Source organism: Paenibacillus sp. JGP012, from assembly GCF_014203995.1.
Lineage (GTDB): Bacteria > Bacillota > Bacilli > Paenibacillales > Paenibacillaceae > Paenibacillus > Paenibacillus silvae.
The window spans coordinates 214,025-237,739 of record NZ_JACHKG010000005.1 but is presented as its reverse complement, the minus strand read 5'-3'; the positions used below and the strand labels follow the sequence as shown (position 1 = coordinate 237,739).

Below are 23,715 nucleotides of genomic sequence, written 5' to 3'. Positions count from 1 at the left end.
GTGTGTTGTTTTAGTTTTAAAAAAATAAATATTTAAGATTGAAAAATTGAAAATTTGAGATATGAGACCACAGTTAAGCATCACTCTGTATAAAACGTGCCCCTGATTAAAGAAGGTTTCGTTCCTGGATGAGTGATGCCTTTGCTGTTTTAATTATTGTTTCAGATTATTATTGTTGTGAGGGAACAGAACTATTCGTAGACCTGGATTTCATTGTAGAACGTATCCCGTTCAACAGGAATACGACCTGCTCCTTTGACGAGCCAGATCAGCTCTTTGCGTGTCAGCCCTTCCGGTGTCAGTGCGCCAGCAGCGTGACTGATTTTCTCGCGTACAATGGTACCATGCACGTCAGATGCACCAAAACTCAGCGCTACTTGTGTCAGCTGCGGACCAATATTAATGAAATAAGCCTTCACGTGCTGAATGTTATCCAGCATCAGGCGGCTGATTGCAATCGTTTTGAGATCCTCATACGCAGAGTTGCGGCGCATAATGCTTGCAGATTTGCTTTTTGGCTGCATGGACAGTGGAATAAACACCATAAATCCGTTGGTTTCATCTTGTAATTCACGAATCTGTGCCATGTGGTTAACACGATCCTCGTAGGACTCGATGGAGCCATAAAGCATCGTAGTATGTGTACGCATGCCCAGATTATGAGCAGTACGGTGAACTTCGAGATAGCGATCTACGTTCGCTTTATCTACACGCATTTTTTTGCGATATTCATCCGACAGAATCTCTGCGCCGCCGCCCGTCAGGGACTTCAGGCCAGCCTTTTGCAGCTCTTGCAGCACTTCCTTGATGCTCAGGCCGCTGATGCGGGTGAAGAAATCAATCTCTGCCGCAGTGTATGCCTTCAGCGTAACATCCGGATATTTTTCGTTTAAAGCACGCAGCGAATCGACATAATATTGAAAAGGAACATGGTTGTTATGTCCACCTACGATATGGAATTCACGCACACCCGGATGAATATGCTGTTCCACGTAATCGATCATCTCAGGACCGGATAACGTATAAGAGCCTTCCTCACCCTGGTCTTTGCGGAAATTACAAAACGCGCAGCGAGCTTCGCATACGTTGGTGAAATAAAGGCTCATGTTCTCGATAAAATAAACTTTCTTGCCATTCTTTCGCAGATTGGCCTCATTGGCCAGCTGGCCCAAAGTCAGCAGATCATCTGTTTGGTACAGATAGACGCCGTCTTCTACGCTCAGCCTTACGCCGTTCTGCACTTTCTCAACGATTTCAGCCATTCTTTTGTCTGTGAACGGTGTTACCAATGTAGACATGCTGTTTCCTCCTGTTCTTTACCGGAATTCGAGTTGTGATGTGTAGGGCTTCTAAGCAGAACTACATAGCAAAGATGCGGTCAACTGCCGCCTTCTTTGTGAAAGACTAACTCTTATTACCCGGTGCAGCTTGTGCTGCATGCGAAAGTTTCATTTTTCCAAAATGAGTCTGGCGACTCTCTATGCATTGGGGACTGCAGTACAGTCTCGAAATGTGAAAAAAATTACAACTCTATATATGACCATCATCCGCATAAGTCATGGCAAAATATTGACATTTTCAGAGTGACCACCTATCCATTATAAACCTCGCGTCCCGGGGGTTCAATACACTGGGAAGAAAAAGGAGTCCAGGGTGAACGCGGAAACGGGCAAACATGACTTGAGCCCCTTGACGGGGTGGAGTATAATTTAAAGGGAAGAGTCGATGAAAAGGAGAGTGACCTGGCATGATTAACATTAGCGAAACGGCTGCTGACCGATTGAAAGAGATGCTTGCACAGCAAGAGACACCCGGAATGTTCCTGCGTCTTGGCGTAGCACCGGGCGGTTGTACCGGATTTTCGTACGCCATGGGCTTTGACGATAAAGAGTCCGATGAGGATATATATATGGAAATTCATGACATGAAGGTTGTTGTGGAGAAGGAAAATGTGAAATATTTGAATGGACTCGAAATTGATTTTGAAGAATCCGGCATGTCTGGCGGCTTCACCATTCATAACCCGAATGCAGTAGCCACATGCGGCTGCGGTTCTTCTTTCCGTACGAGAGAAGAAGCTGGGGTACCGGATAAGGATTGTTAATCTGGGCGGGTCTGAACGTGTTTTTTGAGTAGTGATTTGCAAAAATAGCAGGACGCATTTCCAGCGAAGAGTTTCGCGCGGAAGTGTGTCCTTTTTTATTTGAAATGATGGGAAGTAAAAAAAGAATCCGATATTCAAAAAAACTCCATAACCACTATGAAAGTGATTATGGAGGAGGTACGTATCAATGAGCCAACGCTTGTAATACCCACGGGCCCATCAGCTTGGCGGCGTCGTTTAAAATCGTCAAATCTGCCAGACGGCAAATTCGATAAGCCTTAGCACGATTATCACAATAGACAGTGAGATGGCTAAACTGCGCCGGGATGCGTGACGAGCACTAAGACGGGCTCCGACCCATATAGAAGCGACACCGACGACGATCATGGCAAGACATATCAATTTCTTAACCGTCCCCTGACTGCCAAGCGAGTAGATGCCGTTTACAATATTCACAGCCGCCGCTAAGTACCGAGGAATGTAATTCCCCACGTTTTCGGCTCTCCTCCGCCGCGAGAAAAAAACGATGACAAGCATTTTCTTTCAAAGTTTCACGAATCCACATATATTTTACTTGTTGTGGTTAAAAATAAGAAAATGAACTGGTTGACAGAATTAGTTGTAACAATTATAGTTACATTATGAAATTCAAAAACAGCTATAGTCTGAATAACCTTCATTTTAAAGGAGAGATTGTTGATGAAAATTGCAGTTATTGGCGCAACAGGTAAAGCAGGAAGCATCATTTTGAAAGAGGCGGCGGACCGGGGACATGAAATAACGGCAATTGTGCGTAACGCATCCAAACTGCAAGACAAGAGTCTGAATGTATTGGAAAAAGACGTATTTGATCTCACGGCTTCAGACGTGCAAGGCTTTGATGTCATTGTGAATGCTTTTGGAGCCCCGGCAGGGAAAGAAAACCTGCATGTTGAGGTGGGACAAGCTCTGATTAACATTTTGAAAGATGCTCCAAATACACGCCTGATCGTTGTGGGTGGTGCAGGAAGTTTGTTCACGGACGAGTCCAAAACATTGCGTGTTGTAGAATCCCCAGGATTCCCTGATGCATACAAAGCAACAGCGACTAACCAAGGCAAAAACTTGCAAGACTTGCAAGCATCTTCCGGTATTCAATGGACATTCCTTAGCCCGGCTGGATTCTTCAATCCAGAAGGCGTGCGTACTGGCAAGTATCAGTCAGGTAACGATGTAATTATGGTGAACAGTGAAGGCAACAGCTACATCAGCTATGCGGATTATGCGATTGCGCTTGTGGATGAGATTGAAAATCCGCAGCATCAAAATCAGCGCTTTACTGTGGTAGGCGAAGCGAAGTAACGGATTGTAAGTGATAAAATATGAACGGACACGGATCAGAATGAGATCGGTGTCCGTTTATATTTTGAGCAGCGGTATGCAGCTGCATAGCGTATTTGAAGATGATGTTCAGCAAAAGTATGAGAAAAAAAGTGAAAACAACTGACGGCTGAGCGTTTTAATAATAACTTTTCCGCATTCTAATGGTTGTAAAGTCCACAGATGTTTAATAAAATGGAAGCAAGACAAAAATAAGAGTAGCCTGGCCGGGCTACTCCTACAGCTTTTCATTTGTGGTGGGCTTCCTCCCGTAGTGTAACTTAGAAAGTGACCCGCCCCGCAAGGCCGTCAACCTGTGGCGAGTCACTTCTTCTTCTTGTCAATGTAAGTCAGGAGCGCAAGCACAAAAGTTGCGAACATGAGAACATCGGAAAAAGCGAAGTTCATAGACATCACCTCCCACTGGAGGCTTGTCTATACCCACCACAAATTGGCTGTACATATTAAATTATACCAGCATATAGACGCTCAGACGAGTGTCTTTTTATTTTTTTTATAGAACGAGTTCCGAATTTCGGAAGTGGTTCAGGTCGAGATTCGTCCCCTAGCTTTGCTTGCTCTCATCCATATACAACAGATTCCAGCGGTGGCCATCCAGATCGGCAAAGCCTGCACCATACATCCAGCCGTCCGTTTCACCCGGTCTGCCAAAGACACGTCCTCCGGCAAGCTTTGAATAAAGACATCAACCTCTTCTCTTTGACATGATGATTTTAGCCTCCTAAAGCTTTTTTTACTATACATTATTTTGGTCAGCAAAATAGAGAAATAACAAAAAATCATAAGACAATGTCGGCTGGGATCCATTCAGCTGCACAATGTTTTGTTTTTTTATAAGTATTTCTTTACTTATGCAAGTAGCCGGGCGTATAATCCGTTGAGACATGAGAGATAGAAAGAGAGAACAAAAAGAGAGGTAGGAATCATGAACAACGGATTAATTAATGCGATTATTGCTTATATCATGTGGGGCGTGCTCCCGCTATATTGGAAGCTGTTTAATGATGTGCCGGCAGGTGAAATTTTGTCACACCGTGTGGTGTGGTCATTTGTATTTATGGGAATATTGGTTGCGATTCAGCGCCGCTGGAGTGATGTCAAACGAATCTGGACCAGCCGCTCGCTTTTGCTGCCGCTTACGGCCAGCGGGCTGCTAATTGCAATCAACTGGCTGATCTTTATCTGGGCCGTTAACAACGGTCATGTTGTAGAGACCAGCCTCGGTTACTACTTGAACCCACTGCTGAACGTGCTGCTTGCCGTAGTGTTTCTTCATGAAAAACCAAACCGGGGACAATGGCTTGCCATCGCTATCGCGGCAGTTGCGGTGCTGATTATTGCCATCGACTATGGGCGTTTCCCGTGGATTGCCATATCTCTGGCAGCGTCATTTGGTCTATACGGCTTGGCGAAGAAAAAAATTAAACAGGATGCATCGGTCGGTTTGTTGTCAGAGACCGCAATTGTCCTGCCCCTTGCGTTAGGATACTGGATTTACCTGGGTATTGCTGGTCAAACAACAGCCTGGACGCTACCTCCGACGATGTTTTTTGAATTGCTTCTCTCCGGTGTTGTGACGGCACTGCCACTGCTGTTCTTTGCACGGGCAGCTGCGCGTATGTCGCTGTCTACGCTCGGGTTTGTTCAGTATATCGGTCCAACCATCATGCTGATTCTAAGCATATTTGTGTTTAAGGAATTTGTATCGCCCGTATTGCTCGGTGGTTTTGCTCTGATCTGGACAGCACTTGTTGTCTATGCTGCTGCATCAATGCGTGCGGCCAAAATGGCAAAGGCAGTGTAATTGAATTACAAAAGTAATAAGATATTATCGCGTAGCCCTTTCCGTCCTTAAGGATGGAGAGGGCTGTTTTTTTTACTGTTGTGTATAGATAAAAGAAAGTTTGAATGATTCTTTTATTTACAAATTAAGGAACGTATGTTCTAATTATAGGAGTGGAAAATTTCGGATCGCGGAGGATGTTTGTAATAATGAAGCAGCATGGAATTATGTTGGTTGTTAGTGTTTCGATCCTGCATGAGGGTAAGGTGCTTATCATCAAAGAGAACAAGGCGTCTGTCCGGAATACCTGGAATTTCCCCTCAGGAAGAGTGGAGTATGGGGAAGAGCTAATGGAAGCGGCGCGCCGGGAAGCGAGAGAAGAGACGGGATATGATGTTAAACTGACAGCGGCGACAGGAGTGTACAATTTCATAAGCAGCTTGCAGCAGCAAGTGGTTTTGTTTCATTTTCTCGGTGAAATTATGGGTGGTTCGCTGAAGCTGGATGCAGTGGAAATTGCAGATGCGAAGTGGATCACACCTGTGGAACTATGCAATTCGGAATCACTGGAGCTGCGTGATCGGGATGTGATGAAGCAGATTACTGGGAATATCATATCTAATAAAGAGCATCCATTAACGCTTTTTCATAACCAAGTATAGAAACGGAGAAACATGTCCATGAAGTCTTCTTATTTAACACGTCCCTTTTATTATCTTTGGACAACCCAGACGGCAGCAAATGCTGCTGATGTGTTATATATTATGGCCCTTACGGTGATGGTGCTGGACCGTACCAACTCACTTGTGTCAGCAGCACTGTTGCCCTTGATGCGCAGCGGAGCCCAGATGTTAAGCAGCCTTGCTGCACCGCTGCTCATTCAACGCTTTCAATTGTCCAAGCTGCTTTTATTGTCACAAACAGGGCAGTTTCTGCTGTTTATTTGTCTCGCCTTGTATCTACAACTTAATGGGGATTCCTCCTCATTGCTGCTTGTATTCTCGCTTATATTTGTGATGTCTTTTCTCGATGGATGGACAACTCCGGCTCGTAATGCGCTGATACCACGGTTGGTGACACATGAGCAAGGATTACTCAAAGCCAATGGACTCATGAGTGTCAGTGACCAAGTTGTGCAGTTCGCCGGCTGGGGTCTGAGCGGAATAATTGTTGCGTGGATCGGGTCCAGCCCAACGCTGTTGGTTACAGCTGTTATTTATGGTTTAGCAGCTGCATTCACACTTGGCGTCAAAGAGCTAGATCCTGCAGACTTGGCGGCGAAAGGTAAATTGCAAAAGTCAGCTGAGTTTACTGCGGAAACGGACACAAACCGGTGGCAGACATTAACGGAAGGCTGGAAAATGATCTGGAAAACACCGCGTTTGCGTGTGCTTACGTTCATGGATATGATCGATATGCTGGGTGGCTCTATCTGGGTTGGTGCTTTTACGCTAGCTTTTGTCCAGGTGGCACTTGGTCAAGGAGAAGAATGGTGGGGCTTCATTAATGCGGCTTATTTTGCCGGTACAATTGGCGGTGGATTGCTGGTGCTTGCTCTGGCCAAAGTTATTGGACGCCGATATTTCGGAGTGATGATGCTGGGCATGGCAGGGTATGGCGTATTGACCGCAATATATGCAATGAATTCACAGCCGCTCGCTGCATTAATCCTGGTTATGCTTATGGGCCCATTCGCCGAGCTTGCCATGATTAATCGCCGCACTTTGATTCAGAGCAGTGTGGCAGCTCCAATGCTGCCCAAAGTGTTGTCTGCTCAAGCCTCGATGATGCATCTCGTATTCTGCATTTCTTTACTGGGTATGGCCTGGCTTGCAGAATACATTGGAATTGTGAATCTCTATCTGTTTGCAGCGGCTTTGACGATCCTTGCAATCGTTGCGGGGCTGCTGAACTACCGGGCTTTTCAGGAGAAAACGTTTCTTCGTCAAACGGTGAAGTAAGAAGGGGCGGTGATTGTATAATGCACGATAATTCTAGCCAGAAGAATGGTCCTTTCATGCAACAAAGAAAAGCAATGCGTCTCATATCTCCCTTTATTTTTTCAATGATCATTGGTGTTATTTATGCTGCGCTGATCGTTAATGAAACAGCACTTATTTATATCAACAAAATACTCCCGAGCACGGATGGCCCTGATCTTTATCAGTATCTTCCGGTTGTGCTCCCCGCTTTTGTCTATTCATATGCTGTGCAGAGAAAACACATGATCTGGATTGAAAACCTGTCCTTCAGCTGCATTCAGGCGGTAATTGCTGTCCTGAGCTTTGCTGTATGTCTTTTGGTTGTTATGGTGATGATGTGAGTGTTAGGCTGATTCCGTCCGTTTATTGGAATGGAAGGAGTCTTATTAAGTGCCTTCATCCGGATCGATATCTGCACCATCTACAGCATCCAGTACCCCGACAGCGAGCGTTGTCACGGCAGCAGCAGCAATGAGATGTTTGGCGCCAAGCTTGGCTCGATTTACGTCATCTTCTTTAATGCCCATGACAACGTCCTTTCCGCTGTTATATACATATTTTGCAGAGACAGCGACACCTTTGGCGGTATCATTAACGGCATTTTCCAGATCGGTAAAGCCTGCCTGGATCGCCCCGTCATCCTTTCGAATGACTCCACTGGCCAAATCATATGTGCCGCTGGCCAATTGTCCTACCGTTTTACCCGTATTAATCGTAGCTTTCTCTACACCGTTCCCGATTTCTTTAATAAAGGAACTGCCTGTAACTTCGCCAACAACCCTGACGCTGCCACCAAGCACTCTCCCAGTTACCTCTCCGGCAAACTGCCCTAATCCTTTTAGAAAGCTCATTCCTGTTTCCCCCTTCATGCAACTTGGACAACGCTATGTAAACATAATAAAACTATTATATTCTTCTGTGATGCAAAAGGCCATTTATGTCCAACCACGCTTTTCAACGCAAAAAAGCGCTATCCCTAAAGGACAGCGCCTTCTGCTTTTACCCTGCTCCCGTGCCAAGCGAAAGCACGTTTTAGAAGCAATACTCCAAGGAGCAGCGCGTAGTGGAGGGGGCGGGAGCGATTCTGTAGAAGCGAAGCGTGCGCGTTTGTCATCGGATTTCTCCCATATCAGGGGAATAAAAAAATCCGAGGACAACCAGCGGAAGAACGCCCCGCCCCCGGAACGTCCACCCGCAGCTCCCTCCCAGGTGCTTCTAACCCCGTGCCTTAGTCAATAAACCCTTCCATGACAGCCGTTGGCATCATATTGGACTGCCAAGCGCCTTTGCCGTATCCACCGTTATAGCCAGGTGTAGCCTGCGGCTCCCAGTAGAATACGCCTTTACCTTTGCCATTTGGCAGATTGCGAATTTGATTTTTCATCGCAGCTACGAAGCTTTTGCCTGCTGCCGCCTGATTGTTATCCATGCCAATTTCGGAGATGATGATTTCTTTGCCATAACGATTTATCATATCCTTTGCATTGTTAACCGTGTTGGTCACAGCCGTATTCCAGCCGGAAGCGGAAGGGTAAAGTGACATGGCAATCATGTCGAAGTTAGCACCGTTGTTGATAAGGCCGCCAATATTCCAGACATACAGCGCATTGTCGTCGCCACCCGCCAGATGTACGATCGTTTTGGTACCGCTGCTGATGGATTTTACAGCATTATGTCCGGTGTTCACGAGCCATGCATAGTTTTTCATGTTAACCGAGGCTTTTCCGTCATCCCATAACATGCCGTTGCTCGTTTCGTTACCGATCTGTACCCAATCCGGCGTAACGCCCTTGCTTTGCATCGTTGTCATTACATCGCGCGTATAGTTCCATACAGCATCCATCAGCTGTTGGAAGGTGTAGTTTTTCCAAGCAGCCGGTTTGGTCTGTTGACCTGGATCTGCCCAGGAATCGCTGTAGTGAAGTGTGAGCATAACACTCATGCCTGCATTTTTGGCACGCTGTGCAAGAGCGGCTGCACGATCTTTATTCATATAGCCGTTACCATAATCATTCGATGGATTAACGAACACCCGGATCCGAACGGAGTTGATCTGGTAATCATTTTTTAAAATATCAATAATATCACGTTGTACCCCGTTTTTATCCTTCCATTTGTATCCCTGAGCTTCCATGCCGGGAACCCAGCTGATGTCAGCTCCCTTGGCAAAACTCGGTGCGGCGCTGGCGTGTTGGCCTGCAGGCAGCAGGACAGCAGTAAATAACAAAACAAAAGCCAGCAGAATACTTGTTTTAATTTTGAAACCCCTTACATTTTTGAACATTACAACATGCCTCCTCGGTTATAAGATGTACTGCATCCTCATTATAGCCGTCTGAATTCAAGCTGCTAAAGGGTCGTTTTGCAATATTTTGGTTGTTTTATTAACCACTCTTTCTCTTCTGGCTCCGGTTTAAGAGGAAACAAGGCAAAACAAAAAGCCGTCCGAAGACGGCTTTTCTACCCGTGGCGCTTTTTGAAACATTGATCCGTATCCCGCGCCTCCATCAGTCTCCTGTTAATTGGAGCTAGTGGATCGGGTAAGGGACACGTTCAACATGTGATTAGAAATGTTGACGCACCTCCTTTCCTTGTGGCAAGAGTATACAACACTCTGTTTCGGAAAGCTAGTCTTTTTTTCATAATTACGCAAAAATTATTTCTCGGTTTGAAACATCGTTGTTTCGCGTGCGTAATGGCTCTTTGTACCATTTTCATTGCGGATTCGCACACTTTCATCACTGATGCGCTCCACGATGCCGCGGCCCACTTCACAATATACACCTGCCGGATCTTCCTGCCATGCGGTAACTACACATTGAGACAGGGCAGCGGTGAAAAATTCAATATTTTTTTGCAGCGTTCTAGGTTTGTTCGATTTCATGGGAGACTCCTTTAAATGACTTTAATATGGAATAATAACAACAGCCGATCAAATCACACTGTAGTTCACTTTACCTTGTCTATTGCGCTTTGTAAAGGGATGGAAAAAGTTGCGGTCATGAGTTATCATTTACATAAATTTAACACCCCGTTAACATTCCGATGACGCTTGGAGTCGATTACGAATAGTACAATTATAGAAGAAGTTCGAATAAGAATTGACATGCATCACATTCGGAGGCCAGACATGCATAAGGACATTAAAACAGGCAATTATGTTAACCGTGATTTGAGTTGGGTTGAATTTAACAGACGTGTGCTTCAGGAGGCTCAGGACTCTACAACGCCGATGCTGGAGCGCATGAGGTTTCTTGGCATCGTTGCCAGCAATCTGGATGAGTTTGTCAGTGTCAGACTGGCGGAAACCAAAGAGAAGATCAAGGCTGGATTTACGCAAAAAGACTTCACAGGTTACACCCCTTCGGGGTTATACCGCAGATTGATTAAACGAACCGGGGCCATGGTCGCGGAGCAATATAAAACGTATCATGAACTCATTCGCCTTCTCGCCAAGAAGGGCGTGCTTATTCAGGAGTATGTCGATCTTAACGTGACACAGCAGCGAGCAATGGATCAATATTATCATGACATTATTTTCCCGGTGCTAACCCCGATGGCGATTGACCAGAGCCGTCCGTTCCCGTTGGTACACAATAAGTCCGTTTATCTATCCGTTATGCTGCAAAAGGAAGACGAGCAGGATGGCGAGCCCTTTATGGCCATTGTGCAGGTGCCTTCCAATCTTCCTCGTATTGTGAAGGTTCCTCTGCGGGCGAACAGCAAGAAGAAAACATTCATTCTGATCGAGGATCTGATCAAACATCATGTTCATACCCTTTTTAGCGGATATGTGTCGCTGGCTGTGCAGGAGTTCAGAGTGACGCGTAACGCTGACCTTTCGATTAACGAGGAGGAAGCTGAAGATCTGCTTGAGGCGATTGAAAAAGAGCTGCGGCGCAGACGTCGCGGGGCACCTGTCAGGCTGGAAGTATGCAAAGACTTCCGCAGTGACGCACTGCAGGAGCTGCAGGATGAATTTGAGATTCAGGACCCGATTTTTGAAATTGATGGACCGCTGGATCTCAGCTTCCTCGCTGGATTTGTAGATAGTCTCGACGGCTTCTCTCATCTCAAGTACAGTGCGGTGCAGCCCGTTTACCCGCCAGAGTTTGTGCCAAGAGAGAGTCATTTTGAACTGCTGCGCAAAAGGGACGTGCTGGTTCATCATCCTTATGAATCGTTCGAGCCGGTAACGGACTTTATTCTGGAGGCTTCGGAGGACCCGCAGGTTCTGGCGATCAAAATGACGCTGTATCGGGTAAATGGCGATTCGAGACTTATTCCTGCACTAGCTCTTGCAGCTGAGAGCGGCAAGCAGGTCACGGTAGTGGTGGAGCTGAAAGCGCGGTTTGATGAAGAGCGCAACATTGCTTGGGCACGCAAGCTGGAAAAGGCCGGCTGTCACGTCGTGTATGGTCTGGTAGGCCTGAAAACACATGCCAAAATCATTCTCGTTGTACGCCGGGAGCAGCAGGGGCTGCGTCGTTATGTTCACGTTGGCACAGGGAACTATAACGAGAGCACGGCCAAAGTGTATACAGACGTTGGGCTGTTCACTTCTAACCCTGTAATCGGGGAAGATGCATCCGAGCTATTTAACGAGATTACCGGATACTCCGGACCCAAGGCGCTGCAGGCCTTCCGTGTTGCGCCGGATGGGATGAAGGACGAGTTGTTTGCTCTGATCCAGCGTGAGACCGAGCATGCCTTGAAAGGCATGCGTTCAAGAATTATTGCGAAGATCAATTCCTTATCCCATCAGGATATCATCGATCAGCTCTATGCTGCCTCCCAGGCTGGAGTACAGATTGATCTGATTGTGCGTGGAGTGTGCTGCCTGCGTCCAGGCGTAGAAGGACTGAGCGAGAACATTCGTGTGATCAGCATCGTGGATCGTTTCCTTGAGCATTCACGTTTGTTTTATTTTGAAAATGATGGGAATCCAGACGTTTTCATCTCAAGTGCAGACTGGATGTCACGAAACTTGAACCGGCGCATTGAACTGATGTGTCCTGTATTTGATCCGACATTGAAGAAGATGCTGGTGGATATACTGAATCTGTCTCTGAACGACAATGTGAAGGCAAGACAGCTTATGCCAAACGGCAATTATGTATTTGTAAAAAATGAAAAGCCCCCGCTGAGAAGTCAGACGGAGGCGATGGGGATTATCCCTTGGAAGCCTGCTGAATGGAGTGTTTTAACGTAATTCCCCAAGCTTCCTGCACATCTTTGACGGCATCTTCCAGGCCGTTCAATTCCAGAAGAGGCTCGTCTGTACAGGTCAACGTGACCAGCAGCGAGTCTTTTTCTACGTGTGCATGTATGGCGGCGATGCTCTCAGCGCGGTTTATGGCTTCGGCTGCACGCAGCAGCGAGCCGATTCGATGAGCGCGCCGTACATCCGAATCGTTCAGAATGTCCTCATGCTTCTGAATGAGCTGAGGTGTTCTTTTTTTCGGGTGATAGTCAGCGGCAATGGCACTAAGAATGGTTTCCCGATGAGAGAGTCCGTAAATGCTTGCGTTCATAATCCAGTATGCCGAGTGCTGTGTGTAGCGGAAAAAGTTAATCTGCTTGCCAGCCATATGCAGCATGGAGGCAGTGTACAGAACATGATCTTCCGATGCATCAGGAGCAGCTCCCTGCAGCGCTGTGTACAACGTAACCATATCCTCATAAATACGCTGCAGACGCTTCCGCGGAATCGGCGGGCCGAAGTGAAGGAAATTACGAATGCTGTCTTTCAGAGCATCTGGAGCTGCAGGTTGACCAGAAGCCAAATAATCTCTCAGCAGTCCATCCCGCAACCCGGCTCCACTTACGACATAACGATCTCCTTGAATGAGACGGAAGACGGTGCGCAGTATCAGTACACCCGGCACAATAATATCTGCCCGATCTTTGGCAAGGCCAGGCACCTTTTTTCGTTGAGCGGAGGTCAGGTAGGGCAAGGTACGAGCGATATTTTCCATCGCTTCCTCACCAATTTCATAGTGATGTGTAATCGGCAGCGAGTATTGAATTCGTTTCTGTTCGACTTTTGCCAGAGTACGCATCGTGCCGCCCAATCCGATTAGCGGCAGCCCCGGATGCTTTCCGATCCAGTCCTGATCCTGCAATGCAGCAATGACCTCATCGCACAGCGCCTGTTCATTTTCTTCGGTCCATTCATCCTCGCCACCGTAACGCGCATGGGAATTTACAGCCCCGATGGGCAGGGAGACGCTGTGCAATCTTTGGCGATTGCGGAATACCGTAATTTCTGTACTGCCGCCCCCGATATCTACCACAAATCCGTCTGTCAGCTCAATGGACTGAATGACACCCAAAAATCCGTAGTAGGCTTCCCGGTCGCCGGAGACACATTCAATCGTAAGTCCCGTTTCACTCTCGAGCCACTGGATAATCTGTGCCGCATTGACCGCATTGCGGATGGCAGCTGTAGCAGCGGCGCGAATGTCCAAGGTCTGGTAAGACTCGCAGGTAGCTCTGAATTGACGCAGAATCGTTACGGCCGTATTCAGTGAAGACCGCTGGATTGTACCGTCCGGTTCGACAACTCCACTGAGTCTGGCGGCATATTTGTCTTCATGAATAATGCGGTAGGCTCCCTCGTCATGTAACTCATAGATGACCAGTCGAATGGAGTTGGAGCCGATATCAACAATGCCAAGTGTTTGATGTTGTGTCATAAATATCTCCTTCTACAGAGGTTCAGTTACCCGTAACGGTACAGGGCAGCCATCGCTTCCGGTGAGCCTGGAGGCGAGGCAGAGAAGGGCGTGGTCAGCATAACAACGATGATAAAGACGATGAAACAGGCAAACAATATGCAGCTCAGGGCAAAGCCTCGATTGCGTTTTTTGATAAAAAGACGAATACCGATGACAAAGAGAAGTATCGTCACCGCAACCAGAACGATAGACATTGCGAAATAGGCTACACCGTACAGTGATTTGAAAAATGCTTCCATGTCTTCTGAACGCTCCTTAAATCCTCATTTTTCCTTTACAAGTCATTCTTTAGTAGCATACGACAGATTGAAGCGTTTGAAAAGCTGAGCGGCTGTTGTCTCGTATTCCTCGAATCTAAGCGGGACAGGTTCCCTGGAAAAGGGGCCCCTGCCTTGGACAATCATCCAAGAAAACCGATCATGGGTTGAGTATGTATAAGGTAGGACCATTGTTTGGAGAGAGGAGATCAACCTATGTCGAGACAATTAGCAAGCAAATGGCGCAAGACGGCGCTTTTAATGAAATATCCGGTCGCTGCTGCCCATATTCCGCAGACGAAGGCATTTAATTCAGGCAATCTGCTCTACATGCTCCACCGTTATGGAATGGTATATATTAAACCGATTGTTGGCGGTGGTGGATATGGTGTTATCAGAGTGTCCCGGAGCGGCGGAGTTTACAGATATACACATGTCAACATTAGCCGTTCATTTAACAATTTCGGGCAGATGTATCGTTCTCTCTTGCGAGTGAAGGCGAGACGTAAATATTTGATTCAGCAAGGCATTCATCTTGCCACGATCCACGGAAGACCTGTGGACTATCGAGTCAAGGTGGTCAAGACTGAGCAGGGCTGGGTATTTCGTTCTTTGGTCGGAAGATGGGCTCGTCCCGGTCTGTGCGTAACCAATCTGAGCAGGGGAGGAACGATGCTGTCCGGCAAAAGGGCGCTGGCATTATCACTGCCTCATATTGCGAATCGGTACAAACGTCGGGAGATGCGTTCTTTGACGTTGACTTGTACACATATCATGGAAAGTCAACTTCCAGGCATAGGCCAGCTGGGTTTTGACTACGGGCTGGATCACTCAGGGAAAATATGGATTCTGGAAGTGAATACCAGACCTCAATGAAAATAGGCAAAAAGACTAAAGAAAATTCAGGAAAAACCGATAGTATATACAAGAGGAATGGTAAGAAAAGCGTTTGAAAATTTTCAATCTTGGGTAATACATTCCGAGAAACGCTGGAAAATATGAAAATAGTTCTAAATTTTTGTCTATTCGTAGTTCTAATAGGGTACTCATATGTCCTGTGTATAAATAATGTCCACATTATCCACTGTTATATATTCTATGTTTTTTCCAATTATCAACAATCTATACACAGGATTTCCACATGATGTTGTGGATAACAAGAACGCTTGTTCTCTTTGAGAATCTCTGATATGATAGTTTTGAGGAAAATAAAGGAAAGGTTGTGGCGGGAAATGGCTATGTTATCCGATGAGATGTTGTTGGATTCCTACCATAAAGCGATCGAACTGGATCTCGAACGAGATTTCATCGCGCTGCTATTGGCAGAAATCCATAAGCGCAAACTGGATACCAACGTATCTGCCATTCTTCACTAGAGATCCTCATTGCAGGCAATGTTACAGGTTTCCGGACAAGTCCCATAAAGAGACAGGCTGTACGATGCTTGTCTGACAATGGTGACAATACATCAGGTGATTGCAAACGCTCTCGGTTTCGTCTGCCATGTCAGAGGAAGTCTGAAGTTCGTAGGGGCTGTATGGTCCGGTGTAGTCTTCCAATTTGCCGCATTCTGACAGTCCCTGGAGGCAGTGGGGACAAGCCTGCTCCGGTACAACCAGACCGTTACACAGCGGGCATATATAAGACAAGGGTATCCCTCCTGATTATGGAATCGTTCAGGAGTAAGATACCCTTTTTTGTACCAATTATGCGATTGGTTTTACCACATAAGATGTGATTATCGTTCAATTAACGTTTCATATTACTGCTGTGTCCTGGAGAAAGCTTCGCCTCAGGATCGAAGTATACCTTGGCATTGTTCACTGCCGTAGGCGCTTCACCGAAGCCGACAGCAATCAGTTTAAGCTTGCCTGGATAAGTCGTAATATCGCCCGCAGCAAAGATGCCAGGAATTGATGTTTCCATACGGGAGTCTACAACGATAGAATTGCTGTCAATCTCGATTCCCCATTCCGCGATCGGGCCAAGGGAGGAAACAAAGCCGAAGTTAACGATGACATCATCCACCTCAATCTCCTGAGTTTCCTTCGTTTTGACGTGAGCAAGAGTGACCTTTGTAATCGTGTCATCCCCATGAAGCTCGGTAATTTCGGTCGGTGTTACTACGTTAACCTTGGAATTCATCAGGTTTTCCACACTATGCTCATGGGCACGGAACTTGTCCCGGCGGTGAATCAGTGTAACCTGCTCAGCGATCGGCTCCAGCATAAGCGCCCAGTCTACAGCGGAATCTCCGCCGCCGCTAATCAAAACTTTTTTACCTGCAAAAGCGTTTAAATCACTGATGAAGTAATGCAGATTTGTTTTTTCAAACTTGGCTGCACCTTCGAGTTCAAGGCGACGAGGTTCAAATGCTCCGACACCAGCCGTAATAATAACCGCTTTGGCATGATATTCATTCTCATCTGTCTTTACGATGAAATGCTGTTCTTCCTTTTTCTCGACCGAAACCACTTTTTCTTCCAGGCGGATGTTCGGGTTAAAATGGCTCATTTGCTCAATCAGGTTATTCACCAGTTCCTGAGCTGTTACTTTCGGGAAGCCGGCTACATCATAAATGTACTTTTCCGGATAAAGAGCTGCAAGCTGTCCGCCAAGCTGAGGCATGCTTTCAACGAGTGTAACGGAAGCCTGACGCATACCTCCGTAAAATGCAGCGAATAGCCCAGCAGGACCTCCGCCGATAATAAGCAGATCGGTCATTTCATGACCGGAAGTTTGTGCAGTCAACAATTAACAACACCTTTCTTATTTTAATAGGTAAGGAACAGGTTTTATTTTTGCAAATTACGTCACATAATCTGCATGGGTGTCAAACTGTCCTTCCTATTATAAACGGTGTAATCAGGGTTGCAAAGTTAGCTGCATCACGAATCTGAGAATAATTGATGAAGATCAGATGAGAATAGGGTGAAATTGGAAATGAAAGGTTATGAAAAATAACAAAAAAAACCTTGATCTTTACGTGAAATACAGATATCCTTGACCTGTACTATGTGTTTTTTTTGTCAAAATTAGAGTGATGATGTCAGGTCGGAACAACCTCGCGTTTTGTGGAAACTTGTGGTTAATTTCACAACTTAAATCGATGATATGCGTATAGAATTTCAAATACATTCACGAAGTTTACATTTCTCGTCATAATGGATAAGACCTCATCAATACTTGTAAGTAAGAGCATTTTAAGGAAGTGTATTGCATTCCACCTGTTGAAGGGAGGGTGCGAGCAAAACCGGAAGGGGTACAGACATGAGCAGCATTCCCAAAATCGTCATTCTCGGAGCGGGATATGGCGGAATTCTGACAGCCCAGCGGCTGCAGAAGGAACTGAACTATAACGAAGCTGACGTCACATTAGTGAATCGGCATGATTATCATTATATTACTACACATCTACATATGCCGGCAGCCGGCACGGATAAAATCGAACACGCGAGAGTGTCTATTTCCAAGCTGATTGACGAGTTCAAGATTGATCTGGTGAAATCCTCCGTGAAGGAGATTCGGCTTCAGGATCGCAAGGTCATCCTGGAAGACGGCACCTTGTCTTACGATTATCTGATTATTGCACTTGGCGGAGAGCCGGAAACGTTCGGCATACCAGGCATGCTTGAGCATGCCATGACCATTCGCAGCATCAACTCGGTGAGGCTGATCCGTGAACATATCGAATATCAATTTGCCATGTACAAAAACGATAACAAACGAAACCGTATTCGGTTCGTTGTGGGCGGAGCGGGTTTTAGCGGCGTTGAATTTGTTGCCGAGCTGGCAGACCGTATCCCGCAGCTGTGCAAGGAGTTTGACGTTGATCCCAAGCATGTACACATCTATAACGTGGAAGCGGCTCCATCTGCACTGCCGGGGTTTGATCCCGAACTGGTCGAGCATGCCATGAATGTGCTGAAGAAAAAAGGGGTTACGTTTAAAATCGGAGTCCCGATCAAGCAGTGCCTGCCTGACGGGGTTATCGTCGGAGAAGGCGAGAAGATTGAGGCGGCTACAGTGGTATGGACGGGTGGAATTCGGGGCAATTCCTTACTTGAACAGGCTGGGCTTGAAGTGATGCGCGGACGTGTGAAAGTGGACGAATACTTGCGTGCTCCCGGTCATGAGCATGTGTATGTCATCGGGGACAACTCCCTTGTGTTTAACAAGGAGGGCAGACCGTATCCACCAACAGCACAGATTGCGATGCAGCAGGGTGTGAACTGTGCGAAGAACATTGTCGCAGCCATTCGCAACAAGCAGCCTCAACCTTTTGAATTCACCAGCAAAGGTACTGTTGCCTCCTTGGGTAAGGGAGAAGCGATTGCTGTCGTTGGGGATAAGAAATATAAGGGCTGGAAGGCAGCACAATTGAAGAAGCTGGTGGATCTGCGCTATTTGTTCATCATCGGAGGTATTCCGCTGGTCCTGAGGAAAGGACGGTTTTTCGGATGAGACATTGCAGTGTGCAGGTTCGTGGTCTGTTAACGCGGGAAGAACTGGATCGGTACAACGGACTGATGCAGGTTGGCGGTTATCTGGAGGAACAGAACCAGTATGACCTCGCCTACATCGTGCAGAAGGAAGTGGATATTCTCATCCTGCCAGCAATCGAGCGTCTGAAGGAAAAAAGTCGTGATCGCGATCGTGCGACGGCCGAGTTTCTGGAATCTCTGAAAGCTGTGGATGAAGAGGAGCAGGATTAAAACATTGTATAAGTTGAAAGAGATTAATTTACACGAAACACTCCGATGACAGAACAACCTTTCAATCGCTGTTATCCCCAGATTTTTTTTGATTACCTTTTGTCAAAGGGGAAAATTCGGTGTTCAGCGAATGCTTCCGATGTAGCTTTCTTTCAGAAAGCTTTCAGGCGACCGCTCTGCTTTTCCAGTTTTTTTCTGTCCTCTCCGTTTTTGTGTAAACATTAAACAATTCAAATTATACAGATCCTAATCAAGCTTGAAGTACGTAATAGGTATGAAACAAAGCACCGCAGAGCGATCCTTAAAGGATATATCCGCGGTGCTTTGTTTGCTGTCCTGAGATTAAAAAGAATCGTGTAGCCTGCCTCAATAGAAGGCAAGCTGCACGATCCCTGCATGTGTGAAACCAATTACAGCTTCAGCATTTCTTCCAATGAGCTTTCATTCAGCAGACTTCCCACATAGAATGAACCAAATTCGCCGTAACGTGCACTTACTTCATCAAAACGCATCTCATAAACGAGCTTTTTGAATTGCAGTGCATCATCCGCGAACAAGGTAACGCCCCATTCCCAATCATCAAAACCGACAGAGCCGGTAATAATTTGTTTCACTTTACCCGCATAGCTGCGACCAATCATGCCATGACTGCGCATCATGCTGCGTCGCTCGTCCATAGACAGCATGTACCAGTTGTCGTTCAGCTCACGCTTTTTGTTCATCGGGTAGAAGCAGATATATTGGCGCTGCGGCAGCACCGGCTTGAGACGAGCAACAATCTCCGGATTTTGCATCGGATCTTCGCCCTCTTTGCCGAGGTAGTTGCTCAGTTCAACCACGCTGACATACGAGTAAGCTTTTGTTGTATACTTGGCAAACGTTGTTTTGTTAAAAGCATTCTCAACAGCTTTCAGGTCTTCCAGCGTTTCACGCAGATGCATCATGACAAAGTCTGCCTTCTGGCCAATCACCGTATAAACTACGGTACTGCCTTGGGAAGATTGCTCCACGTTTTTCCATTCGTTCCAAAACTCCTGAAGCTCGTCCAGGGCAACAGCACGCTCTTCATCATCTGCTGCTTTCCAAGCGGTCCAGTTCATGGAGCGAAAATCATGCAGGGCATACCAGCCCTCCAGGGTTGATGCTGCTTCGTTCATGGGTTTTGTTCCTCCTGCAGGTTATATTTCCAAATCCCGGTAAGGGATGGTTCAGTGCTTTATCGTTATATTGTATCCCATCCTGAAGCAGAAGGGCAAATGATCTTCTCGTGAAAATCGGCAGATTTGTCCAGAAAGTTCGTTGCTTCGCCACATTTTTTGCGGTAAACTTACAACTATCCAGAAGAGAAAACCGAATGGGTGAAAGAAGAGGTGAACGCAGCCAATGCAATTTATACCGGTGCTTGTGTTAATGGTGTTATTTTTTGTGATGATGTTTGGTATCGGTTTCATTTTGAATATGCTTATGAAGACCACCTGGTTTCCTTCTTATTTGTTTGTTATCGTCATTTTACCTGTGGTGGTATATTCCTTATGGGATCACTCGTCCACGCTCATGTCACATCTGGCATCATTCCAGCTGGTAGATTATATGACAGGAGTTGCCGGACTGGCGGGGGCCATTATTAGCGGCTGGACGATTCAGAAGCTGCGCCTGGGCGGATATCGCATGTTCTGATGGCTTGAAAGTGAAGGCAGCTGCCGCTACTAAATTGGAGAAAGTCTTGCCTTTGACGCAGACGCATACGCGTGCAAAGGAAAGGCTTTTTTTTGCATGCTCGATTTGAAAAGCTTTTCCCTATACTATGAAGAAGGGGAATGTCTGTCCGCGTTTTCTCATATATATGAAGTAAATAATGGACTATATTTTCACTTGTAATCCGGGACCACAGCTTTTATAGTAATCTAGCGCGGCTTTATGGAGTGAATCATTTTTATTTGAAAATTCGCCCAATTCTGCGAAAACGTGAACGATGTCGATCTAGGACGAAACGGAGTGAGAACGAGTCCGTTTTTTACCTGTTTTTGAGCATTTGAGGATCGGACTTTTATGATAGAATAGAAAAACAGTCTTTGGGAAAGAGGAGATCAGGTTATGCGCATGAAGAATTTGCATCATTATACCGAACATCATCGCTACTGCGTATACAGGGAGTTTGGACTAAGCGCCCTGGACGACCGCATGCTTACAGGAGCTTACCAGCCTATGGTAGGTGCTTTTGCGGTCGGCTTGTATCGGCTGTTATTTCAGCATCTTCCCGGAGAACAGGTCGGTTATTCCCCGCTGGAGCAGCAGCGCAGGTTATTTATGACCCTTGGGCTGGAGCCTAGTGAGAAGGGGCGTAAATATCTGGTTGAGCAGGCGTCCAAGCTGGAGGCTGTGGGCCTTCTTCAGACGTCGCGGGTGTACACTCCCGAAAATGACGATTACATCTACGAGTATGAGCTGCAGCCGCCGCTCTCGCCGGCAGAGTTTTTCCGTACACAGCATTTGACACTGCTGCTTCGAGATAAAATTGGCAAGTTTGCAGTGCTCTCCCTGCGAGCCGGATTCTCGGCTGCCGAGAATGGGGAAGCGCCCTACTCCGCTGCCAATAAAGAAAATATTTCTGTTCCCTTCTACGATATATTTGAATTGAACACCCATGTCATTGATTATGAGCTGGAACAGGCCTTGTCCGAAGTATCCAGCTCCGCGCAGCGAACAGGCACCAATGATGCAGCAGAAGAGATGACGCTGAATTATGCCGACATTATTTTACGATTCCCGCGGGAGTCGGTGAACCGTCGTTATGTGGAACAGCTGCGCTTTGATCATGAACAGCTTGGGATTGTCAATTATGTTGTGAACAAGTTTAATCTCAGTGTGCAGGATGTATGCCGGCTGCTGGATGAGGACGATGTCTTTAATCCGCAGGGCCAGCTGCTTTTGGATGAGCTGCAGCACAAAGCGAGCATGCAATTCAGACAGACGAAGAAACGTCAGGAGCAGCAGACAGTACAAGCCGCCAAAGTGGTTGCACTTCGGCAGCACATGGAGGAGCCACAGCCTTATGCCGATGCAGGTGAGCCGCCGGTAGAGCATGTGGTTCAGATGGAGTATTATGTGGAGGTTCCGCCGCAGTTCGCGACCAAGTGTGATATTCACCAGTACAACATGATGCTGCGCAACGAGCCGTATACCCGACTGCTTCAGACGTTCTTCCCGGGAGCTGTGCCGGACAATCTGATTGATATTTTTGCGAAAATTGATCTGAGCTACAAGCTGCCTGGAGAAGTGATCAACGTCTTGATTCACTATTTGATGGCTCTGCTTGTATCGGGCGGAGAGCAGCGAATTAACCGTAATTTTGTTGAGGCCATTGCCTCTAATATGCTGCTGAAGCAGGTCAATACGTATGAGAAGGCTGTGCAATATATTCGTGATCAGGCCAAGGTAAAAGGCAAGCAGGCTGCAGGAGCAGCTGGAACCCGCACCCGTACATACGGCAAAGGAACCAAAGCCAAACCCGAAATTCCGATTGTACAAGACATAAGCCATGATGAGGACAGCGTATCGGAGGAAGAGTTTGAAGAGATGATGCGTTTTGCCCAGCAGATGCAGGCCAGCAAGCAAAAAGGAACTTTATAATCGTTTATACAGGCGGGTCCCCTATCAAGAGGTGGCTCGCTTTTTTTCAAAGGTAGGGCGTACACAGGTCACACATATGCAAGGAGGGGGGCGTACCGCTTGAGTAAAAACCAAAGAGCCATCGAGTGTTATGAAAATAATGAGTATGATGCGGCGTTAGCTCTGTTCAGAGCAGCATTAAGCGAATCAAGAAATGTTCAGTCGTTGACGAATCTGGCCTGGATCTATTATCACGAAGAAGGTAACGTAGAGGGGGCTATGAAGCTTCTTCAAGAAGCGCTGAATCTTAATCCCGCTTCACACTTTCCTTACAGTTTGCTGGGTGAGATCTTGGTTCGGGAGGAAAGATGGGCTGAGGGGGCGGCTGTATTATTGCGTTCGATTGCCATCGAGACCTCCAAAGAAGCTTGCAACAATCTTGCTGTCGCCAAGTACCATCTGGGAGAATGGGATCAGGCTGCGGCGTTGTTTTTGCAAAGTGCGGAGCCTTCGGATTACGCGATGTACAGTCACATCTACTGTTTGATTAAAATGGGGCGAATGAATGAAGCCAAGCATATGCTGCATGCTTTTTCAGAACAGGATGAGCATTTTGCCGGGGAAGTGCATGTGGCCGAGCTGTATGTGGAGTTGCAATGCTTCTCTGAAGCGGTTCACTGGTTTAAAAAGTCATGGAACACGTACTACAAGTCACCTGACTGGGTGTGCAGATATATTTATGCCCTGGTGCAAATGAATGCAATGCAAGCTGCGATTGAAATCACGGAGCAATGTATTCAATTGAAACAGGATGATATCGAGGAAGAGCAGGCGGAGCTGTGTGAGGAGGAATGGACAGAAAGCGACCAAGCCGTGTACCTCAAGCAGTTGGAAACGGAGAAACAGGAGTACACGCACATTCTTGCCAAAATCTCCGAAGGGTACGTTCCACCGCTGGATTTCATGACATCCGTAAATTCAGTATGTTACTTGTTCGGCTGCTCCAGACATGGTCATTCGGAATATAAGGATTGAATGAATTATCAAATGATCAATAGATCAGCAGATCAACAGCCCTCTCCATTCCCTTCAGGGAAAAGACAGGGTTGTTTTTGTTCTACAGGCCAAATTAAAGATTTCGAGGT

The 23,715-nt window shown here is 46.6% G+C and carries 24 protein-coding genes and 1 pseudogene; 14 read left to right on the top strand and 11 right to left on the bottom strand.

Annotation, left to right across the window (positions count from 1 at the left end):
• Positions 1–191: 191 nt before the first annotated feature.
• Complete coding sequence (mqnE, locus tag HNR77_RS09275) at positions 192–1,298, bottom strand: aminofutalosine synthase MqnE (RefSeq protein WP_111269507.1); 1,107 nt, start codon at positions 1,296–1,298, stop codon at positions 192–194.
• A gap of 449 nt (positions 1,299–1,747) precedes the next feature.
• On the opposite strand from mqnE, the gene HNR77_RS09270 reads away from it, so the two are divergent.
• Positions 1,748–2,104 carry a HesB/IscA family protein gene (locus tag HNR77_RS09270; RefSeq protein ID WP_184182836.1) on the top strand — a complete coding sequence of 119 codons (357 nt, stop codon included), beginning with the start codon at positions 1,748–1,750 and terminating at the stop codon, positions 2,102–2,104.
• A gap of 699 nt (positions 2,105–2,803) precedes the next feature.
• Positions 2,804–3,445, top strand: a complete 642-nt coding sequence (locus HNR77_RS09265; RefSeq protein ID WP_184182833.1) for an NAD(P)-dependent oxidoreductase — start codon at positions 2,804–2,806, stop codon at positions 3,443–3,445.
• A gap of 342 nt (positions 3,446–3,787) precedes the next feature.
• On the opposite strand, the gene HNR77_RS30755 is transcribed toward HNR77_RS09265, so the two are convergent.
• Both HNR77_RS30755 and HNR77_RS30250 read right to left on the bottom strand, forming a co-directional pair.
• Positions 3,788–3,871, bottom strand: coding sequence for a putative holin-like toxin (locus tag HNR77_RS30755; protein ID WP_397366482.1), 84 nt, complete (start codon positions 3,869–3,871; stop codon positions 3,788–3,790).
• A gap of 157 nt (positions 3,872–4,028) precedes the next feature.
• A pseudogene (locus tag HNR77_RS30250) lies at positions 4,029–4,151 on the bottom strand (VOC family protein); the annotation flags it as partial.
• A 258-nt stretch (positions 4,152–4,409) separates the two neighbouring features.
• On the opposite strand from HNR77_RS30250, the gene rarD reads away from it, so the two are divergent.
• The 4 genes from rarD (at position 4,410) to HNR77_RS09245 (ending at position 7,590) form a co-directional block, all read left to right on the top strand.
• The gene (gene rarD, locus HNR77_RS09260; RefSeq protein WP_184182830.1) at positions 4,410–5,288 is read left to right on the top strand and encodes an EamA family transporter RarD; all 879 of its coding nucleotides are present in this window, start codon (positions 4,410–4,412) and stop codon (positions 5,286–5,288) included.
• 188 nt (positions 5,289–5,476) lie between these two features.
• Positions 5,477–5,929 carry an NUDIX domain-containing protein gene (locus tag HNR77_RS09255; protein WP_184182827.1) on the top strand — a complete coding sequence of 151 codons (453 nt, stop codon included), beginning with the start codon at positions 5,477–5,479 and terminating at the stop codon, positions 5,927–5,929.
• A gap of 18 nt (positions 5,930–5,947) precedes the next feature.
• Entirely contained in the window at positions 5,948–7,228 is a 1,281-nt protein-coding gene (locus tag HNR77_RS09250; RefSeq protein ID WP_184182824.1) for an MFS transporter, read from the top strand.
• A 56-nt stretch (positions 7,229–7,284) separates the two neighbouring features.
• Complete coding sequence (locus HNR77_RS09245; RefSeq protein WP_221443766.1) at positions 7,285–7,590, top strand: hypothetical protein; 306 nt, start codon at positions 7,285–7,287, stop codon at positions 7,588–7,590.
• A 45-nt stretch (positions 7,591–7,635) separates the two neighbouring features.
• Here HNR77_RS09245 and HNR77_RS09240 read toward each other — a convergent pair whose 3' ends face one another.
• The 3 genes from HNR77_RS09240 to HNR77_RS09230 form a co-directional block, all read right to left on the bottom strand.
• On the bottom strand, positions 7,636–8,100 hold the full coding sequence (locus HNR77_RS09240) for a hypothetical protein (RefSeq protein ID WP_184182820.1): 465 nt from the start codon (positions 8,098–8,100) through the stop codon (positions 7,636–7,638).
• Positions 8,101–8,477: 377 nt separating this feature from the next.
• Positions 8,478–9,533: a glycoside hydrolase family 53 protein gene (locus HNR77_RS09235; protein WP_221443765.1), complete on the bottom strand. Its 1,056-nt coding sequence runs from the start codon at positions 9,531–9,533 to the stop codon at positions 8,478–8,480.
• A 372-nt stretch (positions 9,534–9,905) separates the two neighbouring features.
• Positions 9,906–10,133, bottom strand: coding sequence for a hypothetical protein (locus HNR77_RS09230; RefSeq protein WP_111269498.1), 228 nt, complete (start codon positions 10,131–10,133; stop codon positions 9,906–9,908).
• A 246-nt stretch (positions 10,134–10,379) separates the two neighbouring features.
• Here HNR77_RS09230 and ppk1 point away from each other — a divergent pair, with 246 nt between their 5' ends.
• Entirely contained in the window at positions 10,380–12,461 is a 2,082-nt protein-coding gene (gene ppk1, locus HNR77_RS09225) for a polyphosphate kinase 1 (protein ID WP_184182818.1), read from the top strand.
• On the opposite strand, the gene HNR77_RS09220 is transcribed toward ppk1, so the two are convergent.
• Positions 12,421–13,947, bottom strand: a complete 1,527-nt coding sequence (locus HNR77_RS09220; protein ID WP_184182816.1) for a Ppx/GppA phosphatase family protein — start codon at positions 13,945–13,947, stop codon at positions 12,421–12,423. The genes ppk1 and HNR77_RS09220 overlap by 41 nt on opposite strands.
• 26 nt (positions 13,948–13,973) lie before the next feature.
• Entirely contained in the window at positions 13,974–14,228 is a 255-nt protein-coding gene (locus HNR77_RS09215) for a hypothetical protein (protein WP_184182814.1), read from the bottom strand.
• A gap of 234 nt (positions 14,229–14,462) precedes the next feature.
• Here HNR77_RS09215 and HNR77_RS09210 point away from each other — a divergent pair, with 234 nt between their 5' ends.
• Together HNR77_RS09210 and sda are read left to right on the top strand one after the other, a co-directional pair.
• A complete protein-coding gene (locus HNR77_RS09210) occupies positions 14,463–15,122 on the top strand; it encodes a YheC/YheD family protein (protein WP_184182812.1) in 660 nt (219 codons plus the stop codon).
• Positions 15,123–15,478: 356 nt separating this feature from the next.
• Positions 15,479–15,622 carry a sporulation histidine kinase inhibitor Sda gene (sda, locus tag HNR77_RS09205; RefSeq protein ID WP_111269493.1) on the top strand — a complete coding sequence of 48 codons (144 nt, stop codon included), beginning with the start codon at positions 15,479–15,481 and terminating at the stop codon, positions 15,620–15,622.
• 21 nt (positions 15,623–15,643) lie between these two features.
• Here sda and HNR77_RS09200 read toward each other — a convergent pair whose 3' ends face one another.
• Together HNR77_RS09200 and HNR77_RS09195 are read right to left on the bottom strand one after the other, a co-directional pair.
• Entirely contained in the window at positions 15,644–15,895 is a 252-nt protein-coding gene (locus tag HNR77_RS09200) for a hypothetical protein (RefSeq protein WP_184182810.1), read from the bottom strand.
• A gap of 100 nt (positions 15,896–15,995) precedes the next feature.
• Complete coding sequence (locus tag HNR77_RS09195; RefSeq protein WP_111269492.1) at positions 15,996–16,997, bottom strand: NAD(P)/FAD-dependent oxidoreductase; 1,002 nt, start codon at positions 16,995–16,997, stop codon at positions 15,996–15,998.
• Between the two features lie 519 nt (positions 16,998–17,516).
• Between HNR77_RS09195 and HNR77_RS09190 the strand changes: the two genes are divergently transcribed.
• Entirely contained in the window at positions 17,517–18,710 is a 1,194-nt protein-coding gene (locus HNR77_RS09190; protein ID WP_184182807.1) for an NAD(P)/FAD-dependent oxidoreductase, read from the top strand.
• Positions 18,707–18,961, top strand: a complete 255-nt coding sequence (locus HNR77_RS09185; protein WP_123064683.1) for a hypothetical protein — start codon at positions 18,707–18,709, stop codon at positions 18,959–18,961. The genes HNR77_RS09190 and HNR77_RS09185 overlap by 4 nt, the downstream gene beginning before the upstream one ends.
• Before the next feature lie 410 nt (positions 18,962–19,371).
• On the opposite strand, the gene hemQ is transcribed toward HNR77_RS09185, so the two are convergent.
• On the bottom strand, positions 19,372–20,118 hold the full coding sequence (gene hemQ / locus HNR77_RS09180) for a hydrogen peroxide-dependent heme synthase (protein ID WP_184182804.1): 747 nt from the start codon (positions 20,116–20,118) through the stop codon (positions 19,372–19,374).
• A gap of 226 nt (positions 20,119–20,344) precedes the next feature.
• Here hemQ and HNR77_RS09175 point away from each other — a divergent pair, with 226 nt between their 5' ends.
• The 3 genes from HNR77_RS09175 to HNR77_RS09165 all read left to right on the top strand — a co-directional run bounded on the left by HNR77_RS09175 (position 20,345) and on the right by HNR77_RS09165 (position 23,605).
• On the top strand, positions 20,345–20,638 hold the full coding sequence (locus HNR77_RS09175) for a YuiB family protein (RefSeq protein ID WP_111269556.1): 294 nt from the start codon (positions 20,345–20,347) through the stop codon (positions 20,636–20,638).
• Between the two features lie 417 nt (positions 20,639–21,055).
• The gene (locus tag HNR77_RS09170; RefSeq protein ID WP_184182801.1) at positions 21,056–22,591 is read left to right on the top strand and encodes a replication initiation and membrane attachment family protein; all 1,536 of its coding nucleotides are present in this window, start codon (positions 21,056–21,058) and stop codon (positions 22,589–22,591) included.
• A 99-nt stretch (positions 22,592–22,690) separates the two neighbouring features.
• Entirely contained in the window at positions 22,691–23,605 is a 915-nt protein-coding gene (locus tag HNR77_RS09165; RefSeq protein ID WP_184182798.1) for a tetratricopeptide repeat protein, read from the top strand.
• The last annotated feature ends 110 nt before the right edge of the window (positions 23,606–23,715 follow it).

Coding starts and splice junctions, on each gene's coding strand:
- HNR77_RS09215 (WP_184182814.1), bottom strand. CDS start 14,228: ATGGAAGCATTTTTCAAATCACTGTACGGTGTAGCCTATTTCGCAATG.
- sda (WP_111269493.1), top strand. CDS start 15,479: ATGGCTATGTTATCCGATGAGATGTTGTTGGATTCCTACCATAAAGCG.
- HNR77_RS09235 (WP_221443765.1), bottom strand. CDS start 9,533: ATGTTCAAAAATGTAAGGGGTTTCAAAATTAAAACAAGTATTCTGCTG.
- hemQ (WP_184182804.1), bottom strand. CDS start 20,118: ATGAACGAAGCAGCATCAACCCTGGAGGGCTGGTATGCCCTGCATGAT.
- HNR77_RS09270 (WP_184182836.1), top strand. CDS start 1,748: ATGATTAACATTAGCGAAACGGCTGCTGACCGATTGAAAGAGATGCTT.
- HNR77_RS09245 (WP_221443766.1), top strand. CDS start 7,285: ATGCAACAAAGAAAAGCAATGCGTCTCATATCTCCCTTTATTTTTTCA.
- HNR77_RS09170 (WP_184182801.1), top strand. CDS start 21,056: ATGCGCATGAAGAATTTGCATCATTATACCGAACATCATCGCTACTGC.
- mqnE (WP_111269507.1), bottom strand. CDS start 1,298: ATGTCTACATTGGTAACACCGTTCACAGACAAAAGAATGGCTGAAATC.
- HNR77_RS09240 (WP_184182820.1), bottom strand. CDS start 8,100: ATGAGCTTTCTAAAAGGATTAGGGCAGTTTGCCGGAGAGGTAACTGGG.
- HNR77_RS09210 (WP_184182812.1), top strand. CDS start 14,463: ATGTCGAGACAATTAGCAAGCAAATGGCGCAAGACGGCGCTTTTAATG.
- HNR77_RS09250 (WP_184182824.1), top strand. CDS start 5,948: ATGAAGTCTTCTTATTTAACACGTCCCTTTTATTATCTTTGGACAACC.
- HNR77_RS09175 (WP_111269556.1), top strand. CDS start 20,345: ATGCAATTTATACCGGTGCTTGTGTTAATGGTGTTATTTTTTGTGATG.
- HNR77_RS09185 (WP_123064683.1), top strand. CDS start 18,707: ATGAGACATTGCAGTGTGCAGGTTCGTGGTCTGTTAACGCGGGAAGAA.
- HNR77_RS09255 (WP_184182827.1), top strand. CDS start 5,477: ATGAAGCAGCATGGAATTATGTTGGTTGTTAGTGTTTCGATCCTGCAT.
- HNR77_RS30755 (WP_397366482.1), bottom strand. CDS start 3,871: ATGAACTTCGCTTTTTCCGATGTTCTCATGTTCGCAACTTTTGTGCTT.
- rarD (WP_184182830.1), top strand. CDS start 4,410: ATGAACAACGGATTAATTAATGCGATTATTGCTTATATCATGTGGGGC.
- HNR77_RS09220 (WP_184182816.1), bottom strand. CDS start 13,947: ATGACACAACATCAAACACTTGGCATTGTTGATATCGGCTCCAACTCC.
- HNR77_RS09265 (WP_184182833.1), top strand. CDS start 2,804: ATGAAAATTGCAGTTATTGGCGCAACAGGTAAAGCAGGAAGCATCATT.
- HNR77_RS09230 (WP_111269498.1), bottom strand. CDS start 10,133: ATGAAATCGAACAAACCTAGAACGCTGCAAAAAAATATTGAATTTTTC.
- ppk1 (WP_184182818.1), top strand. CDS start 10,380: ATGCATAAGGACATTAAAACAGGCAATTATGTTAACCGTGATTTGAGT.
- HNR77_RS09190 (WP_184182807.1), top strand. CDS start 17,517: ATGAGCAGCATTCCCAAAATCGTCATTCTCGGAGCGGGATATGGCGGA.